This is a genomic window from Bacillus sp. mrc49 (assembly GCF_002803435.1).
In genome coordinates, this window is record NZ_PHNG01000655.1 from 1 (window position 1) to 18,646 (window position 18,646).

Annotated in this window: 16 protein-coding genes; 15 read left to right on the plus strand and 1 reads right to left on the minus strand. The window is 41.7% G+C overall.

The window, feature by feature from the left end; genetic code table 11:
* The first annotated feature begins 82 nt into the window (after positions 1 to 82).
* The 3 genes from CVN76_RS31410 to ppsA all read left to right on the plus strand — a co-directional run bounded on the left by CVN76_RS31410 (position 83) and on the right by ppsA (position 4,733).
* Positions 83 to 256 carry a hypothetical protein gene (locus CVN76_RS31410; RefSeq protein WP_198512525.1) on the plus strand — a complete coding sequence of 58 codons (174 nt, stop codon included), beginning with the start codon at positions 83 to 85 and terminating at the stop codon, positions 254 to 256.
* 1,272 nt (positions 257 to 1,528) lie between these two features.
* Entirely contained in the window at positions 1,529 to 1,678 is a 150-nt protein-coding gene (locus tag CVN76_RS31415) for a hypothetical protein (RefSeq protein WP_061141013.1), read from the plus strand.
* A gap of 439 nt (positions 1,679 to 2,117) precedes the next feature.
* On the plus strand, positions 2,118 to 4,733 hold the full coding sequence (gene ppsA, locus CVN76_RS08790; protein ID WP_100530946.1) for a phosphoenolpyruvate synthase: 2,616 nt from the start codon (positions 2,118 to 2,120) through the stop codon (positions 4,731 to 4,733).
* Positions 4,734 to 4,827: 94 nt separating this feature from the next.
* Here the strand turns inward: ppsA and CVN76_RS08795 are convergent, their stop codons facing one another.
* Positions 4,828 to 6,378, minus strand: a complete 1,551-nt coding sequence (locus tag CVN76_RS08795) for a PucR family transcriptional regulator (protein WP_100530947.1) — start codon at positions 6,376 to 6,378, stop codon at positions 4,828 to 4,830.
* 158 nt (positions 6,379 to 6,536) lie between these two features.
* Here CVN76_RS08795 and CVN76_RS08800 point away from each other — a divergent pair, with 158 nt between their 5' ends.
* From CVN76_RS08800 to CVN76_RS08860, 12 genes are all read left to right on the plus strand, one after another.
* The gene (locus tag CVN76_RS08800) at positions 6,537 to 7,904 is read left to right on the plus strand and encodes an aspartate aminotransferase family protein (RefSeq protein WP_100530948.1); all 1,368 of its coding nucleotides are present in this window, start codon (positions 6,537 to 6,539) and stop codon (positions 7,902 to 7,904) included.
* Positions 7,905 to 8,038: 134 nt separating this feature from the next.
* Entirely contained in the window at positions 8,039 to 8,917 is an 879-nt protein-coding gene (gene ablB, locus CVN76_RS08805; RefSeq protein WP_100530949.1) for a putative beta-lysine N-acetyltransferase, read from the plus strand.
* A 58-nt stretch (positions 8,918 to 8,975) separates the two neighbouring features.
* Positions 8,976 to 9,674 carry a CoA transferase subunit A gene (locus CVN76_RS08810; protein ID WP_100530950.1) on the plus strand — a complete coding sequence of 233 codons (699 nt, stop codon included), beginning with the start codon at positions 8,976 to 8,978 and terminating at the stop codon, positions 9,672 to 9,674.
* Complete coding sequence (locus CVN76_RS08815) at positions 9,659 to 10,321, plus strand: 3-oxoacid CoA-transferase subunit B (protein ID WP_100530951.1); 663 nt, start codon at positions 9,659 to 9,661, stop codon at positions 10,319 to 10,321. Before CVN76_RS08810 ends, CVN76_RS08815 begins: the two co-directional genes overlap by 16 nt.
* A 139-nt stretch (positions 10,322 to 10,460) precedes the next feature.
* On the plus strand, positions 10,461 to 11,780 hold the full coding sequence (locus CVN76_RS08825; RefSeq protein ID WP_442857563.1) for a peptidase: 1,320 nt from the start codon (positions 10,461 to 10,463) through the stop codon (positions 11,778 to 11,780).
* A gap of 562 nt (positions 11,781 to 12,342) precedes the next feature.
* Positions 12,343 to 13,284 (plus strand): cytochrome aa3 quinol oxidase subunit II, encoded by a 942-nt coding sequence (gene qoxA, locus CVN76_RS08830; protein ID WP_100530953.1) that lies wholly within the window; start codon positions 12,343 to 12,345, stop codon positions 13,282 to 13,284.
* Positions 13,285 to 13,334: 50 nt separating this feature from the next.
* On the plus strand, positions 13,335 to 15,284 hold the full coding sequence (gene qoxB / locus CVN76_RS08835) for a cytochrome aa3 quinol oxidase subunit I (RefSeq protein WP_100530954.1): 1,950 nt from the start codon (positions 13,335 to 13,337) through the stop codon (positions 15,282 to 15,284).
* The gene (gene qoxC, locus CVN76_RS08840; protein ID WP_100530955.1) at positions 15,281 to 15,877 is read left to right on the plus strand and encodes a cytochrome aa3 quinol oxidase subunit III; all 597 of its coding nucleotides are present in this window, start codon (positions 15,281 to 15,283) and stop codon (positions 15,875 to 15,877) included. The genes qoxB and qoxC overlap by 4 nt, the downstream gene beginning before the upstream one ends.
* A 2-nt stretch (positions 15,878 to 15,879) precedes the next feature.
* Positions 15,880 to 16,167, plus strand: a complete 288-nt coding sequence (qoxD, locus tag CVN76_RS08845; RefSeq protein WP_061141003.1) for a cytochrome aa3 quinol oxidase subunit IV — start codon at positions 15,880 to 15,882, stop codon at positions 16,165 to 16,167.
* Positions 16,168 to 16,528: 361 nt separating this feature from the next.
* Positions 16,529 to 16,828 (plus strand): DUF2642 domain-containing protein, encoded by a 300-nt coding sequence (locus CVN76_RS08850; RefSeq protein WP_157805608.1) that lies wholly within the window; start codon positions 16,529 to 16,531, stop codon positions 16,826 to 16,828.
* Between the two features lie 304 nt (positions 16,829 to 17,132).
* Entirely contained in the window at positions 17,133 to 17,714 is a 582-nt protein-coding gene (locus CVN76_RS08855; protein WP_100530957.1) for an isochorismatase family protein, read from the plus strand.
* 166 nt (positions 17,715 to 17,880) lie between these two features.
* A complete protein-coding gene (locus CVN76_RS08860; protein WP_061141000.1) occupies positions 17,881 to 18,378 on the plus strand; it encodes an LURP-one-related/scramblase family protein in 498 nt (165 codons plus the stop codon).
* Positions 18,379 to 18,646: the final 268 nt, after the last annotated feature.

Genomic DNA, 18,646 nt, shown 5'->3' on the forward strand with positions numbered 1-18,646 from the left:
CCTCTCTTTGAAAAGTTGAATAAAATGCACTTTCTATTCAACCTTTCTAGAAATATAATGAAACGGAAAGGAGGCAATAAGAATGAAGCATGATTCTATGCACCAAGGGCATAAAGAGCATAATAAACGGGTAGCGGAGTTTCACAAAAAACACGCTGCTCAAGTAGCTAATGGAGAAAACGGAACCGGTTGGTTAGCCAAGCTCGAAACCTCTTTTTTTCATAAAGTACTTGTTCCTCTTAAAATTGTGAAATAACATCTTTTTTTCTGCTTCTGCTCTTTGAGGAGCAGTTTTTTTGATTTTATATAAATACTTTATGATTCAGTATGTGTCAACTCTGCGATAAATCTTTATGAACTAAAGGGGCAGGTTAGTTCATAAAGGAAGTCTATATTAGCCTTAATTTCAAAGTTAAACTGTTATGATTATAAAATTGACTTTATGACTAAGAAATAAATACTGACTATTATAATTGAAGGTATCCTAAAATGTGTACCTTATTCAACTACTTCTTCTTATAGACCCGCATAAAATAATATACTGCAAGGGAAGTTAATCCAACATTCGTATATATATAAAATATACCGGCATACCATATATTTTTTTCAGCAAGTGGGTCGAAAATATAATGTAAAAAATGATTTATTGCCACATACAATATGCAAACATACCAGAATACCTGCTCTTTTCCTGAAATGAATTTTTTAACAAGTTGAAGAATAACAAACCAAAGCACGAGTATACATAATGTGCCAATAAAATTGAAGGGATAAGGTACAAAATAAAAAATGTATCCACTATAAAAAAACCCAATAAGGGATAACAAAAGCATTAATAGTGATTTTCTGGATTCTTTTCGTGTAATAAAAATATATAAACCGACTAAAATACCAACACAAGAATAAATGTAGTGAAATAAATTTCCCAATTCAAAACCTCAAATTCAGCAACGGATTTTTTCCAATAAATAGCGACATTCTTATCCTATTATAGGTTAAACTGCTCGGAAATAAAGGCCTTTCAACAATCACTTTACTGTTGAGATATCTCTACGATGTTTAACAAAACCTAAAATATGTTCCCAATTCAGATAATTGTCGAGGTTTTGTAGCCATACCATTAAATCGTTGCATCCACCCTTTCAACTGCTTTACATTTTAAAAAAATAATTTCTAATATTTTAGGCTGGTGAAGTAGTGCTACTGAAGTTTAGCGCTGCAAACAGGCAGGTTAGTTAAGAAGGTAATATTTGGGTTGATATGGATATAAGTAGAAAAGATAATTTTTGGAGAGGATATGAGGGATGTAACGGAATGGTTATTGGGGTTAAGAACCATGGAGGCTTATTCAGAGTGTCAAGGCATTAATATTGGCGATGATTTATTTTACTACGTTTTTAATGTTATTATTGATATATGCCAAGTTAGCAGTACACTAATAAAGTAATAAGGTTTAGTTCAGTAAAATAAGGTATATTATATTTGTTGAATAGATTCTCTTTACAGACAAGAAAAGTAGGTGAATAAAGTGGGAAAATATCAATTGGATTACAAAAGTCAGGTAGCTGTGACAAAGTTTCATGAAAAACAGAAGCCTGCCAAATTTGATAAAAAGCAACAAATTGAAAAAATACGTGCGGAGTATTTGAAAAAGAAGCAAAAACAAACAGATCAATAATAGGAATGAAAACATAGGAAGACTAAAATCTCCCTATGTTTTTTTATTTTTTTAAGTATTATTTGATCATTCATTTCCAAGTACAAGATTGGAGCTCATACAATCAATGATTCGTGTTGCGTCAGGAATCCGATAAGAAAAGCCCAATTTAAAGAAATTGGGCTTTTCAGAATGTGGACAAATTCTATTGTCTTGGCAGCCAATATGGCCGAGTAAATTCATTGATAAAAATGAGGAAATGTGATAAATTTATATAGTTACTGCACGAATTTATTTTTTTGTATATATTATCCCTTATTTTAATTATACAACATAAAATCCTATCCGGTCAACCACTTTTTTTAAAGGGAACGGGCGGACAGTGTAATGGGTTGATCAGTTGAAGAATTTTTGTAATTTGATCCGTCTTGGTATAGAGCGAAAAATGGGAGGGAAAGAAATGAAACCATATGTACTGGAGTTTCGGGAAATCGATAAAACGCAGCTTTTGCTCACTGGGGGAAAAGGGGCGAATTTAGGGGAACTATTGAAGATTGATGGAATTCAAGTGCCAGAAGGGTTTTGTGTTACGACCGAAGCTTATCAAAAAGCCCTCGAACAAAACGAAGCTTTCTCCGCCTTGTTGGATCGACTAGCAATGCTAAAAGTAGGGGATCGAGGTCAAATTGGTGAAATCAGCAGGGAAATCCGACAAGTCATTATGGATAGGGAGATTCCTTCCGATGTTGTGGAAGCTGTTGCTCACCATCTCTCCCGGTTTGGCGATGAACATACGTATGCAGTGCGTTCCAGTGCAACTGCTGAAGATTTGCCACACGCCTCTTTTGCCGGTCAACAAGATACCTATCTAAATATCATCGGCGTCGATTCGATCTTACAGCATATAAGTAAATGCTGGGCCTCCTTGTTTACGGATCGTGCTGTGATTTATCGAATCCAAAACGGATTTGAGCATCACTTGGTTCATTTATCCGTTATCGTTCAAAGAATGGTTTTTCCACAGGCTTCAGGGGTTTTATTTACCGCGGACCCGATTACTTTTAACCGAAAGCTGCTATCGATCAATGCCAGTTTTGGACTTGGAGAAGCACTGGTCTCTGGCACGGTCTCTCCCGATTGTTATAAAGTCCAGGAAGGGAAAATCGTGGATAAGAGGATAGAAACCAAGAAATGGGAGGTCTTTGGACGAAAAGAAGGCGGAACGGAGACACGGCAGATCGATCCTGATCAGCAAAAGGCCCAAACGCTCACTGAACAGCAAATGTTACAACTGGCACGCATCGGCAGACGGATCGAAGCTTATTTTGGCTGTCCGCAAGATATCGAATGGTGTTTGGTTGATGATACATTTTATATGGTTCAGAGTCGGCCAATCACTACATTGTACCCGATTCCTGAAGCGAATGATCAAGACAATCACGTCTATGTCTCTGTCGGTCATCAACAAATGATGACAGATGCCATGAAACCGCTCGGATTGTCTTTTTTCCTGTTAACGACAATGGCACCCATGCATAAAGCTGGTGGTAGGTTATTTGTGGATATCACACGTAATTTGGCTTCGCCTGACAGCAGGAAAATGTTATTGGATGCCATGGGGCAACATGATCTGCTCATGAAAGACGCGCTTATGACCATAATCGAGCGAGGAGATTTCATAAAAACTTCACCAAAAGCTAAGCAAGAACAGAGTTCCGGTAAAAGCAATAAAAGTGTACCGCCTGCTAATTCTAGGGCACCAATCGAAAACGATCCGACAATCGTTTCTGAATTGATTAAGAGTAGTCAAACATCGATAGAAGAGTTGAAACAAAACATCGAAACCGAAAGAGGGTCGGATTTATTTGATTTCATTCTGGAAGATATCCAGATACTGAAGAAGATTTTGTTTGACCCAACAAGTACAGCTGTGTTTATGTCTGCTATGGATGCTTCAGCTTGGATCAATGAAAATATGAAGGAGTGGTTAGGTGAAATAAACGCAGCCGACACCCTTTCCCAATCTGTACCAAACAATATTACTTCGGAAATGGGTCTGGCGCTATTGGAGGTCGCAGATGTGATTCGGCCTTATCCGGAAGTCATTGATTATTTACAACATGTAAAAAATGATACCTTTTTGGAAGAACTGGTCAAGTTTGATGGTGGACAGGAAACACAAGATGCCATCCGTGATTATCTCAGCAAATATGGAATGCGATGTACGGGAGAAATCGATATGACTAAAACTCGCTGGAGCGAAAAACCAACGACACTTGTCCCCGTGATTCTTGGCAATATCAGAAACTTTGAGCCTAATGCCAGCAATCGGAAATTTGAGCAAGGAAGACAGGAAGCCTTGAAAAAAGAACAAGCGTTATTGGATCGATTGAAGCAATTACCCGATGGCGAACAAAAAGCCAAGGAAACAAAACGAATGATCGACCTAATCCGGAATTTTAGCGGGTATCGCGAATATCCGAAATACGGCATGATTAGTCGCTACTTCGTCTATAAGCAGGCCATGCTGAAAGAAGCCGAGCAACTCGTACGAGCGGGCGTCATTCATGATAAGGAGGATATATACTATCTAACTTTTGAAGAACTTCACGAAGTCGTACGCACAAATGAACTGGATTACCAGATCATCAGCAAACGGAAAGATGAGTACAGATTATATGAAAAACTAACTCCGCCGCGTGTTATCACGTCTGATGGCGAAATCATTACCGGTGAGTACAAACGAGATAAACTCACAGCCGAAGCTATTGCAGGTCTGCCGGTTTCTTCCGGAGTCATAGAGGGCAGGGCACGCGTGATCTTAAACATGGAGAATGCAAATCTGGAGGATGGAGATATACTGGTTACAACCTTCACCGATCCTAGCTGGACACCATTGTTTGTATCCATAAAAGGTCTTGTCACCGAAGTTGGCGGACTGATGACCCATGGCGCAGTCATCGCACGTGAATATGGCTTGCCAGCCGTTGTCGGTGTTGAAAAGGCCACCAAGCTGATAAAAGATGGGCAACGCATTCGAGTGAATGGAACAGAAGGTTATATAGAAATACTCTAATTCATCATGTTGATGAATAACGATATTCATGTCTTTGAAAAGGGGTTGGGAATTTAAAAATTCCGAACCCCTTTTTGAGATTCTGCCTTATCGATTACATGTATTTCAATAATTTATATGCCAAAATAGCTAAGTATAACTTTATGCCATTATCATAATGGTCTAGGTCCAATCCGGTTTTTTTCTGTATCTGATCTAGCCTATATTTCAGTGTATGGCGATGAATATATAGCTCACTTGCCGTTTTTTTGATGCTTTGATTGAAAAAAAGATAAGCTTCAAGTGTTGTAATGAGGTCTACCCCTTTTGCATCAAATAGATTTCCAAGATATTTTTGGTGAAATTCCTCTAAATCCACCCCTGATTCTTTCATTTCCATCAGTAATTGATATACCCCAAAATCATTGTAATGGGCGATCGATTTTGGTTTAAATAGAACTTGGGAAAAACGTGCGGCTTGCTCGGATTCAGCAGCACGTTTATGTAATTCATGAATGTTGGCAGCTGTTATACCAATCCCTATGGCTATCGGTTCATTTAACGATGTTGAATTCCAACTATTTAAGAGGCTCTCCGCTAAGCCTATACTATTCGATCCAGGTTTTGCTTCCGCCATAATCATCACACTATCGGATTTCGTCCGCATAAGGTAGGGGATTTTCGACTTTCCCATAGTGTGTTGAATCATTTCGGTTAATTGATTGTATTTTTCATCAAGGTTCTCCTCATTCAATGATGGAAAATAAATGAATAAGATACTTTGTGGGTTTGAAAGGTCTACGCCTAATTTACGTCCTCTCTCGATCATATCTTGATTATTGGGGATTATGGGATTCAATATTTCATCAAGGAAGTCACTGGTAAGCCGCAATTGGGTCTCCTCTATTGCTCTTCTTCGCAAAAATTCAATGGCATATACAGTCGTCGCATGCTCGATTGCGATTGAATCCAATTCTTCCGATAACCTTTTTTCCTTTATGATGAGTACATTTCCGTAGGTATGTTTATTGGCGATAATAGGTTGACTGATCATTTTGTAGTTATCCATTTGTTTTTCATATAGATTTGTTAAATTGTCGATATCAATAAAGTCATGTTTTAGGCAGGAGCTTATTATTTCATCTTGTGCCATAAGGATGATACTTGCATCCAGTATGTCATGAAGGGTTTTCGTAATCGGATCGAATCCGTGCCCTTCCAATACAAGCCGTGTAAACTCCTTATGGATACGCAGCGAATACTCCAATGTTTGGCTTTGTTTGTTCACAATTTGTACGAGTAGTTCTTTTGTGATCATCGAAAAATTTATGTCTTGAGGAATTTCAATTAAGGGCAGGGCAAATTCGTCGGCGATGGCGATAAATGATTTTGGAATTTCCTTTAGATAAAAACCGGTATATATGGCTATTCCAGATAGTTTTCCGCTGGATAAAAGCTTTTCGAATACCTTGCGTTTCTCCGTATTTTCTCCTAATCCGAATCCTGTTGTAATCAAAAACTCTCCATCTTGTAAACGATGGATATCTTCAATTACCTCCACAATGGTTACCCATTTGAGCCAATTTTGTAAGCCCTTTTTGCCAGCCATTAATTTGGTTTGTTGCATAATCGGCAGTTGCAACGCTTCATACATTCGAATCGCCATAGATAGCCCCCCAGTGAGTAAACATCGATTAGTCTATCATCCATTATACACAGTGTACAATGGAACCCCGATTTTTTCATCCGTTTGTCAAATTGTGGTTTGTCGGAAAATTTAATAAAGTTTTAGTATACTCTTATAATCCGAGGGAGCTGTAAAGGATGAAGGAACGAGATTATTTAATTAAACCGATATTAGGTAAGCGATATCCAATGGCAGCATCGGCAAAAGGCATATATATATATGATCAGGATGGAAAGAAATATATCGATGGGTCTTCGGGAGCTGTAACAGTAAGTATAGGACACGGTGTACAGGAGGTTATCAACGAAACTCTTGCACAGGCAGAAAAGATTTCATTTTCCTATCGATCGCAATTTACCAATGAACCAGCTGAAAAACTAGCGGAAAAATTGAGTCAATTGGCTCCTGGAGATCTTAATTGGTCATTCTTTGTCAATAGCGGTTCGGAAGCGACCGAGACAGCAATGAAGATTGCGATCCAATATTGGCAAGAAAAGGGGAAACTGAAAAAAGACCGCATTATATCCAGATGGTCGAGCTATCACGGAATTACAATGGGAGCATTATCCATGTCAGGGCATGTGCTGAGAAGACAGAGATTTTCATCGTTGTTAGCTGCTTATCCTTCCGTATCTGCCCCATACACGTATCGTCGGCCGGAGCACGTAACGGAAGAGGAGTGGGGTTTTCTTTGTGCACAAGAACTAGAAACGGAGATTAGGCGCATTGGGGCAGAACGTGTTGCTGCATTTATTGCCGAGCCGATTATAGGCGCTTCTGGTGGGGCCATCACGCCACCAGCTAATTATTATCAGAAAATCAAAGAAATTTGTGAGCGTTATGACGTCCTATTTATCGCAGATGAGGTAATGACCGGAATTGGCCGTACCGGGAAAATGTTTGCCATCGAGCATTGGAATGTTACGCCGGACCTTATGACCCTAGGAAAAGGAATGAGTTCAGGGTATACCCCCATGGCAGCCACCCTAGTCAGCGATAAAGTCATGGAACCCATATTGAACGGATCCAAGACCATTATGGGAGGCCATACTTATAGTGCCAATCCGCAATCTGCAGCAGTTGCCCTAAAAGTCATTGAATACGTGGAGAAACATCAATTGGTAGAAAAAGCAGAAGAACAAGGTAACTATCTGATGAGTAAATTGAAAGCGCTCCTATCGTCGTATGAAATGATTGGGGACATAAGGGGAAAGGGTCTTTTGATTGGAATGGAGTTTGTCGCAAACCGGGAGAATAAAAACCCTTATCCACCTGAATCAGATGTAACGAACCGGGTAATTGAACATGCTTTTGATAAAGGGTTACTTGTTTATCCAGCTTCAGGAGCCATTAATGGGAAAGGGGATGCCATTATCATTTCGCCACCCTTGGTTATTACAAAAGGTGAAGTGGATCGTTTAGTAGATATTTTAGAAGAGGCCATTTCCGAGGTGCAATGTGAACTCCGTCTGGAGGGGAAGGCAGATCCTACTGTCCAATTTTAAACAAGGATGAGCCAGGATGGAGCCTTTTCGATATACGACGTGGGCGGCCATCCTGAGGAGTTTATAGAAAAAAAACGCCCGGAGAAGTAGCTGGTGCAGCACTTCTGCGGGATTTAAGTTAAGGAGGATACATGATGTCTATTCAAAATCTGCCTTTTTTCACTCGAATCGAGACGGGGGAAAGTTTTACGATGGAACTCTATCTTGATCATGCAAATCAACGATTGCGCATTGATGATTATCGGGGAAATATCAAAACAGTGATAACTCGATCACTCGTCATCACTCAGGAGCATGGCTTTACAAAATTGATCCTTAAAGCCAGACAAGAAGATTTATCTGCGACATTGGCTCGTGGGTTTGTGCTCGAAGGAATATTGAGGAAGTATTTTAATGGGAATGATGCTTATTGCATGGCCTTGTATTTTACTGATGAAAGGCGGACAAGTGACGATTGGATGAGGGAAGACAAAATTATCCAGGATGTCATCGATATTCCTAGAGTGATAGAAAAGCGGCAACTGCCTGAAGATTATTCCCTTCGATTTGCTGAAGTCGAAGATGCACATGAGCTGGCTAAGTTATATGGTGAAATTTTTGAAACCTATCCAACACCAATGAATGATGCGGGCTATATCAAAAAAGTGATGGAGGAAGGTACGATCTTTAGTGTTATCCAATATGAAGGATCGATTGTCAGTGCTGCCTCCGCGGAAGTATGTGAAATGTATCATAATGCTGAAATGACAGACTGTGCTACGATTCCTCATCATCGGAAACATGGTTTTATGAAGGTGCTTATCTCGTCATTGGAGCAAGAACTTATCAGGAAAAATATTTATTGTTCCTACTCTTTGGCACGGTCTTTGTCGATGGGGATGAACGCCGTCTTTCACCAGCTTGGGTATGAATATGGAGGAAGATTAACGAAGAATTGCAATATTTGGGATAAGTATGAGGACATGAATATCTGGGGGAAAGATTTATCTTCAGGTGATGGAGACTTTAAATAGGCATATGTTTCAGATGAAGAAACTGGAAGCTTCAGTTGAGAGGTAGGAGGAACCACATATGAAGCAGGTCATTTCTAAAAAAAACAAAATTGTGACTCTGGAAGAAGCAATCGAGTATATAAAGGATGGATGTACGCTCATGTATGGCGGGTTTGGGGGAGTGGGGACGCCGCCAACGCTCATACAGGGCATCCTGGACAAGGGGGTCAAGGATTTAACTTTGATTGGCAATGATACAGGATTCCCCGATATCGGAATTGGCAGGCTAGTAACCCTTGAAAGGGCCAAAAAGGTCATCGCCTCTCATATCGGATCTAATCCTAATGCCGGTCGGCTCATGACGGAAGGGAAGCTGCAGGTGGAATTTTCCCCGCAAGGGACATTAGCTGAAAGGGTTCGTGCCGGGGGAGTGGGCTTGGGTGGGATATTTGTTGATGTCGGGATTGGAACGATAGCCGAAGAAGGCAAGGACAAAATTGTCATCGATGGCAAGGAGTACTTGACCGAAACCGCTTTGACCTCGGAAGTGAGCATCGTCTATGCCAAAAAGGCTGATCCGTTGGGGAATTTGGTATATGACAAAAGTGCCCGAAACTTCAATCCGCTGGTAGCGATGGCAGGAGCCCTTACGATAGCCGAGGTAGAAGAGATCGTTCCGGCCGGCGAATTGGATCCGGAATGTATTGCCACGCCAGGCATTTATGTAGATATGGTGATTCCAACAAAAGGGGTGAATTGGAAATGGGCATGGGAGTAGATGTACGGAATCGCATCGCGAAACGCGCTGCCAAGGAAATCCATGACGGATTGATCGTTAATTTAGGGATTGGCATCCCTACCTTAGTGGCCGATCATTTACCAAAAGATATCCATGTTCTGTTTCATGCCGAAAACGGTGTTCTTGGAACAGGCCCCAGTCCAAATCAGGGGGAAGAGGATCCTGCTCTCTGTAACGCAGGAGGGGTACCGATCACGACTGTAATGGGGGCTTCTTACTTTGATAGTGCTGCGGCATTTGGCATGATTCGCCGAGGGTACATCGACATTACCATCCTCGGGGCATTGGAAGTTAGTGAAACGGGGGATTTGGCGAATTGGATTGTCCCAGGCAAACGGGTACCGGGGATGGGCGGAGCAATGGAGCTTGCCCAAAAAGCGAAAAAGGTGATTGTCTTGATGAATCATGTGAACAAACAGGGTGAATCGAAAATTTTAAAGAAATGCACACTGCCTTTAACAGCAAGACAAAGTGTAGATATGATCATTACCGAAATGGCTGTCATTGAAGTGACAGAAGAGGGATTGGCATTGAAGGAAGTCATGGCGCCTTATACAGTGGCCGATGTGATTGCGAATACAGAGGCAACGCTGAAAATCGGGGCTGCTGTCAACAGCATCGAATAGGCAAGAGGCGTGCAGGATTGACAGTCACATTGATGCATGGAATATAGACTTCACAGTTTAAGTACGGAATGGTCACGCTATGTATGGCTGGTGAAATGGGAGTTTCAGTGATCTATGAGAATATGCGCATATAAGGAGGATGAAAGTGGCGAATTTTAAAAAACGAATCAACCAATGGATCAAGGATCATCGGGAAGAAGGAACGGACTTATTGCAAAGATTGGTGCAAGCCCCGAGTACCCAAGGAAATGAAGCGGGGGCGCAGGCCATCGTTGCCCAAAAAATACGGGAAATGGGCCTGCAGGTCGATATTTGGGAGCCTGACGGCGGGGAACTGAAAAAACATCCCTATTTCTATTCTCCCCGCAGCGAATTTTCCAATAGCCAAAATGTGGTAGGGATTATGAAGGGGACCGGAGGAGGCCGTTCCATCATCCTGAACGGACACATCGACGTGGTTCCGGATGGTGATCGAAATCAGTGGGATGACGATCCATATAGCGGAGCCATTAAGGATGGGAAAATGTTTGGACGTGGCGTAACAGATATGAAGGGGGGCAATGTATCCCTTATCCTTGCCATCCAGGCATTAAAGGAAAATGGCATCCAGTTAAAAGGAGATGTCATATTTCAAAGTGTGATTGAAGAAGAAAGCGGTGGTGCCGGAACGTTGGCAGCCGTCCTGAGGGGATACAAAGCCGATGCTGCTCTTATCCCTGAACCAACGAATATGAGGATCTTCCCTAAACAGCAGGGGTCGATGTGGTTCCGGGTTCTAGTAAAAGGTCGCTCGGCTCACGGCGGAACAAGGTATGAAGGCGTTAGTGCCATTGAAAAGAGCATGACCGTAATAAATCACATTCGTGCTCTGGAAGAAAAGCGAAATGCACGTATCAGTGATCCGCTCTATCGGAACACGCCCATCCCGATACCAATCAATTTAGGGGTCATTGAAGGCGGTAATTGGCCATCCTCCGTTCCTGATCTCGTGAAAATGGAAGGTAGAATGGGTGTTGCGCCAGAGGAAACGATGGAGCAAGCGAAAAACGAAATGGCCGAGTGGCTATTAAAGATCAAGGAAGTAGATGAATGGTTCAAGAATCACCCGCCCGTTTTAGAATGGTTCGGGGCACGCTGGGTCCCAGGGGCAATTGATGTGGAACATGAACTCATGAATACACTCGTCAATCAATTTAGGGAAGTTGCTGGACAAGAGCCGGTCATTGAAGCCTCTCCATGGGGGACTGATGGAGGATTGCTGACTCATGTCGGTGAAACGCCTTCCATCGTTTTTGGTCCTGGCGTAACGGAGGTCGCTCATTATCCCAATGAATACATCTTACTGGACCATGTATTCACGACGGCGGAAATCATTGCCCTCGCTTTAATTCAATGGTGTGGAATGGAACCATTGCAGGATGAGCATTATGCGGTCCTGGCAAGTAACGAAGACAAATGAAGCGTAATTTGATATCTATTGAAATGAACGCTTAAAACAATTCATTTTGATTTTTGCCAGTAAAGTGAAGCGGCAATTGGGGTAGGAACCTTGCTATTGAACGGACAAGGTTCTTGCCTTCAGTCAGTAAGGGTAAATACATCTCTAGCAATATTTCTTAAAGCTTTGGGCAGTAGTTTTTAGTGTAGTGCTAACTTACGGTCCATGATGAGATAAATAGAATTTTTTAGATTATGGCAAACTTCACCCCTTGGTGAGCTTGCTTTTTTTTGTGCCCAAACGGCCGATTTCAATAAAAACATGGTACCAATCGTGCAGTCACCCCTTATGAGGAACCTCCTATCCACTTCCTTGCTTTGACCGAAGAAAATGATAACAATCCATTCAGCGTCTCCTCATCTATGCAAATACCTCATTAAATCAAAGGAGGTAATTAGATTGTATTTTTTTACAATTTTATCCCGGCTCGTTACAAATTCCCATTATTGATAAACATTATTTAGGATAACTTCATTTATTGTGGATAACTTAGAAATGAAATCTTAAAAGAAAGGATACATATATGAAAATAAAATGGGTTTTATTGGCTATTCTTTCTACCTTAGTTAATGTGCTTTTTGGATGTGAACGATTAGCGGTTTTAGATCCTAAAGGACCTCAGGCCCAAACGCAAGCCAATGTGATATGGCTATCCATTGCGATCATGGCGGTTATCGTCATTATTGTTTGTGCTTTTTTAGTTTATGTGTTAGCGAAATACCGTGACGCTAAACTGCCTAAAGAGTATGAACCACCTTACATTGAAGGGAACCATGTCGTTGAATCGATAATTGTTGGGGTGCCGATATTAATCGTCATTTTCTTCTCCGTTGTTTCCGTCATTTCCAACAATAAAGTGGAAGCCACTCCGGAAGAGTACAAAGGTCAAGATCCATTGGTGATTTACGCTTCGACATCTGACTGGAAGTGGCATTTCAGTTATCCAGAAAACGATATCGAGACCGTGAACTATTTGTATATCCCGACAAATCGACCACTCGAATTCAAACTCTATTCATTCGGGCCTATCACGAGTTTCTGGGTTCCGCAACTTGGCGGACAAAAATATGCCATGTCCAACATGGTGACCACCTTGCATTTGGCAGCGGACGAATCAGGGGAAATGATGGGACGAAATGCGAACTTCAGCGGGAAGGGATTCGCTCAGAATATGTTCCATGTCGAAGCGGTGTCTCAAGATAAGTTTGATGAATGGGTCAAGGAAGTAAAAGCAACTGCAAAACCCATCACGGAAGAAAAATTCAATCAATTATTAAAACCGGGTTACGCAGGGCAGTTGACCTTTACTGGAACTCACTTGGGCTTCTCACCAGCACCGGAGGGTGAAAATGCTGGACATCATCATGGCTCTAGTAATTCTGATGCGAATTCAAAAGGCGACCATATGGAACATGATCATAAAACAAATGATGGTAATGAAAAGTCAGAACACAATCATGAATGATTTCCTGGTCCCTCTCATGAAAAATATGGTTAGAAAGGAAACATAACAGTATGGGGTTCTTCACTAGATTTCTTATACCTAATCCTAGTCCAGTCATCTACACATCAATGGTAGCCATTGGTGTTACTGTTCTCTTGATCATTTTTGGTTTAACCCACTTTAAGAAATGGTTTTATTTATGGAGTGGCTGGCTGACGACGGTCGATCATAAAAGAATAGGCATCATGTATTTGATCGCTGCTTTGCTGATGTTATTCCGTGGTGGGGTAGATGCCGTGATGATGCGTGCGCAACTTGCCATACCGGATAACAAATTATTGGATTCACAGCACTATAATGAAATTTTTTCTACACACGGGGTCGTGATGATTCTCTTTATGGCGATGCCATACATCATGGCCTTGATGAATTTCGTCGTGCCATTACAAATTGGAGCCCGGGATGTAGCATTCCCGCGTCTGAATGCGATAAGCTTCTGGTTATTTTTTATGGGGGCAATGCTATTCAACATCTCATTTGTAATCGGCGGCTCCCCCGATGCGGGGTGGTCATCTTATTTCCCGCTTGCAGGCAATGAGTTCAGTCCGCATGTTGGAACGAATTATTATATGATTGCCATTCAAATTGCCGGAATTGGGACGTTAATGACGGGGATCAACTTTTTGACGACCATCCTTAAAATGAGGGCACCCGGCATGACATTAATGAGATTGCCGATGTTTACTTGGTCTTCTTTAGTCACAAGCGTCATCATCATTTTCGCCTTCCCTGTATTAACAGTGGCGCTGATCATGGGGACGATGGACCGACTATTCGCCACCAAGTTTTTCACGATGACCGACGGCGGAATGGATATGCTTTGGGCTAACTTGTTCTGGGTTTGGGGACATCCTGAAGTATACATCCTGATCTTGCCGGCATTTGGTCTATTCAGTGAGATTATCCCAACTTTTTCACGTCGTAACCTTTATGGGTATCGATCAATGGTGGCTTCGATGGTGTTTATCTCGATCTATTCATTTTTCGTTTGGACGCACCATTTCTTTACAATGGGGCAAGCAGCCTATGTCAATAGCATTTTCTCGATCACGACGATGGTGATTGCCATTCCGACTGGGATCAAGATATTCAACTGGTTGCTCACGATGTGGAGAGGTAGAATCAGATTTACCGTACCGATGCTTTATTCGATCGGCTTCATCCCGCTTTTCACGATCGGTGGTGTTACCGGGGTCATGCTGGCGATGTCAGCCGCGGATTACCAATATCATAATACGATGTTTTTAGTGGCTCACTTCCACAATGTCATCATTCCGGGAGTAGTATTCGCCGTGCTTGGTGCCGCCACTTACTACTGGCCGAAAATGTTCGGTTTCTTGCTGAATGAGAGGCTGGGGAAATGGGCATTCTGGTTTTTGACCATCGGTTTTTGCTTGGCATTCTTCCCGATGTATATCACGGGGTTGGATGGTCAAGCACGCCGGATATACACATACTCTGAATCGACTGGTTTCGGACCATGGAATATGGTTACGTTTATCGGTACAGTACTTATGGCCATCAGCTTCTTTTTAATCGTTTATACGGTTTACTATAGCATTCGCCATGCGCCAAAGGATGTCGGTGATGATCCGTGGGATGCACGTTCCCTTGAATGGGCCACTCATAATCCAGTCCCGGAATATAACTTTGCGATCATTCCGCAAGTCAACTCAAGGGAAGCGTTTTGGGATGCCAAATATAAAGGTGTTGAATTATTCAAGGGTGACTATGAAAAAATCCATATGCCAAATAACAGCGGCGGACCGTTCATCCTATCCTGTATCTTCTTTGTCTTTGGATTTTCGTTAATATTCAGCATCTGGTTTCTTGCGATCATTGGGTTAATCGGCATCTTTGTTTGCATGGCCCTTCGTTCATTCGAAATAGATCATGGCCATTACATTTCTGTAGAAGAAATTAAAGAGACGGAAGCAAAATACGGGGGTGTCAATAAATGAAGATCGATCACTCGCAGCCTCTTGAATATAGCACGGAACAAAATCGGCTGAATATTTTAGGCTTCTGGATTTTCCTAGGTGCCGAAATCATGCTTTTTGCAACACTCTTCGCCTCTTATTTTACATTGGTGGATCGTACCGGTAACGGCCCGGCTGGAGCGAAAATTTTTGAAATCACTCCAGTCCTTGCTGAAACATTCCTGCTCTTGACAAGCAGTTTTGTCATCGGTCTTGGCATTCACGCCATGCGTCTTGGCCACAAGAAAGCCATGTTGACTTTCTTCGTAATCACTCTCCTTCTTGGACTAGGGTTCCTGGGGTTTGAAATCACGGAGTTCATTACTTATTATCACGAAGGAGCTACGCTGCAAACCAGTGCCTTCACATCGGTGCTCTTTACAACATTAGGGACACATGGAGCGCATGTCACATTAGGACTTTTCTGGGGTTCATTTATTATCCTGCAAGTGAAAAAACGCGGATTGACACCGGAAACAGCCAATAAATCCTTCATTTTCTCTCTTTACTGGCATTTCTTGGACATCGTTTGGATTTTCATCTTCACGTTTATCTACATGAAAGGAATGACCTGAACATGAAGGAATTATTCCCGGCTAAACAAGTATGGGGTTTTGTATTTTCATTGCTCTTGACGTTTGTCGCTCTTTTGGTTTACTTCTTCAATATGTCTAAAGCGATGGGAATGACGATCTTTATATTGACAGCATTCATCCAAGCAGCTGTTCAACTAGTGGTGTTCATGCATGCTCGTGAAACGGATGATAGCAAATCGATTTTCATGACTTTGTATTGCGCTATATTCCTGGCTATCATCACTGTCGTCGGTACAATCCTATGTATGATCTGGGGTTGGACTTATTGATAGGAAACGGAAGGCGTTCGCACTGCATGTATCAGCACTGGCTACCTCGTCGGATACAAGAGGGAACGCATGCAGGTATGCAAAGCTCAGGAAAAGGTCGGAAGTTAAAAGATCAATGAAATAGGATGTGTTACCTCATTTACCAGGAGCTGATCAGCAGCTCCTTTTCTTATGGAACTAACGGGGCAGGAACGATGCATTAGTTAGGCTCTTTTTGTTTTTCGAACGAAACGATTTAAGCGGACTCCTGGAAATCGACTACCCGATCACTTGATGCATAGCAACAAAGCCATGCAAAAACAGCCATCAGTTATTAACCGCATGAAATCGGCATATGTTAACTGAAAGGAGTGAAATGAAAATGCAAAGTCCACCAAATAATGCTTATCGTGAGATATTGCCGCCTGGGCATTATGCGTATTCAAGCGGTTTTCCTACCATGATGAAAAATTTATCGCCGACATATACGATACCTACCGAACCTGTTTTTTTAGATCATTTACTTATGAATTTAGAAAAGACCATTGTCGTCGCCACGACTATGGGGGCATTAGAAGGGAAATTGACAGGAGTTGCCATTGACCACATTCAACTCACTATCGGAAATATAAATTACCATATTCGTCATCAACATATTGTCTACTACACTGGTAAGCCTTAACCGCGTCTTAGGACGCTTTTTTACGTTCGGAATGTACGTAGTCTTTTATGCATTAACAGTCAATACATACCGTTCATCGTGCTGATCGAAATTAGCAGCGGGACAGCTGGGGAAGTGGAATAAACTCATTGAAACCTCCGAGGTAAACGAGCATGATGAAGCTTTCGATAGTCCCCCCTTTTTATCCCGGATTACACATAGGTTCAAGAAGGTATCAGTGAATCTTTTGGCGAAAATATAAAGAGCTGACATTCAATGATGAGTGGAAAAAAAACGACTACTGATCACTTTAGGGGGAAATATAGTGAAACAAACATTACTGATCATCGATGCCCAACAGGATTTAATAGAAGGCAATAAAGAAGAACAAGGCGTCTACGAGAAAGAAAAGCTTGTTAATAACCTGAATGCTGTAATTGAAAAAGCGATAAATGAGGGAATTTCCGTCGTTTTTATAAGAGATATAGATGTTTCAAATGGAGAAGGACCTGGATTTCAGATACACAGGGATATTAGGGTGCCAGCAACTGCCATCATATTCGATAAAGCTGCCACAAATTGCTTTTATGGCACGCCCTTACACCAACATTTAAGTGAAAACGATGTAAACCATATTGTAATGATGGGATGTAAAACGGAACATTGCATTGATTCAGCTGTCAGAACAGCAACAATCAATCATTTTGACGTAACATTAGTTGGTGATGGACATTCTACGTCAGATTCCAAAAACCTAACTGCAAAGCAAATAATCCTTCATCATAATGAAATCCTTCACGGGCACTATAATGTAGACAATTTTTCCATTGAGAGAAATGCTGATGAAGAATTATTCAACCCTCTTCACGATCATTACCGAGAAGCATCATCTCCAACTAATGTGTGAGTAGCTGAGGACCTGAGCTGTCATCTGGCAGCTTTTTTTTATGGAATTGAAACGGCAGGAAAGTTGAGGGGTGCTTTTTAAGCTTGGGCGATATTGCGTAAGACTGGAACCAATGCCCATTTCAAACGTAAGTCATGTTAAAGACTCAAAGTTGGGAGGCATAAGTATGAAGCAGCTTTATATAAAGCAGAAGGTATTCAGTCTTAGCGGGAAATTCACAGTAAAGGATCAGCAGGAGAAGGATATTTATTACGTGGAGGGAAGTTTTATGCAAGTTCCAAAGACTTTCTCCATCATGAATACAGCAAGAGAGGAAGTCGCACTCATTACGAAAAAGGTGTTCAGCTTTTTACCAAAGTTTTTCGTTGAGGTGAATGGCCGGGAGGTAATGACGATAAAGAAGGAATTTTCCTTCTTAAAAGCACGATATACAATAGAAGCGGCAGGCATTGAAGTACAGGGCAGTTGGTGGGATATGGATTTTCAAGTTTTACAGCACGGCAAAACCGTAGGTAAAGTCGGTAAGGAGTGGTTCACATGGGGCGATAGCTACAAGGTTCAAATCATGGATGAAGAGATGGAAACCATTATGATCGCACTCGTTGTAGCAATAGATTGTGTGAAGGCAGATCAAGCAGCTGCTTCATCGGCAGCATCGAATTAAAGAAGGGCTGTCAGCTATAAACGGTATCATGAATTACCAAGGTTTTATCCACGTTCTGCAACTACCGGGCGCAAATTGAATAAGGTTCGCTTTTCTAATGAAACGAACAGGATGAAGGAGGAGCTGTCTTAGTCTTAGGGCAGCTTCTAATTTAGGCTCTTTTTGTAAAACGTGTTGTTTTAAAAACAAAACGTTTCAAGGGAAATCAACGGAGCTTGGGAGAAACGGACCTGTTATAACTGGCGAATATTAGATGAGGCAGACTGGT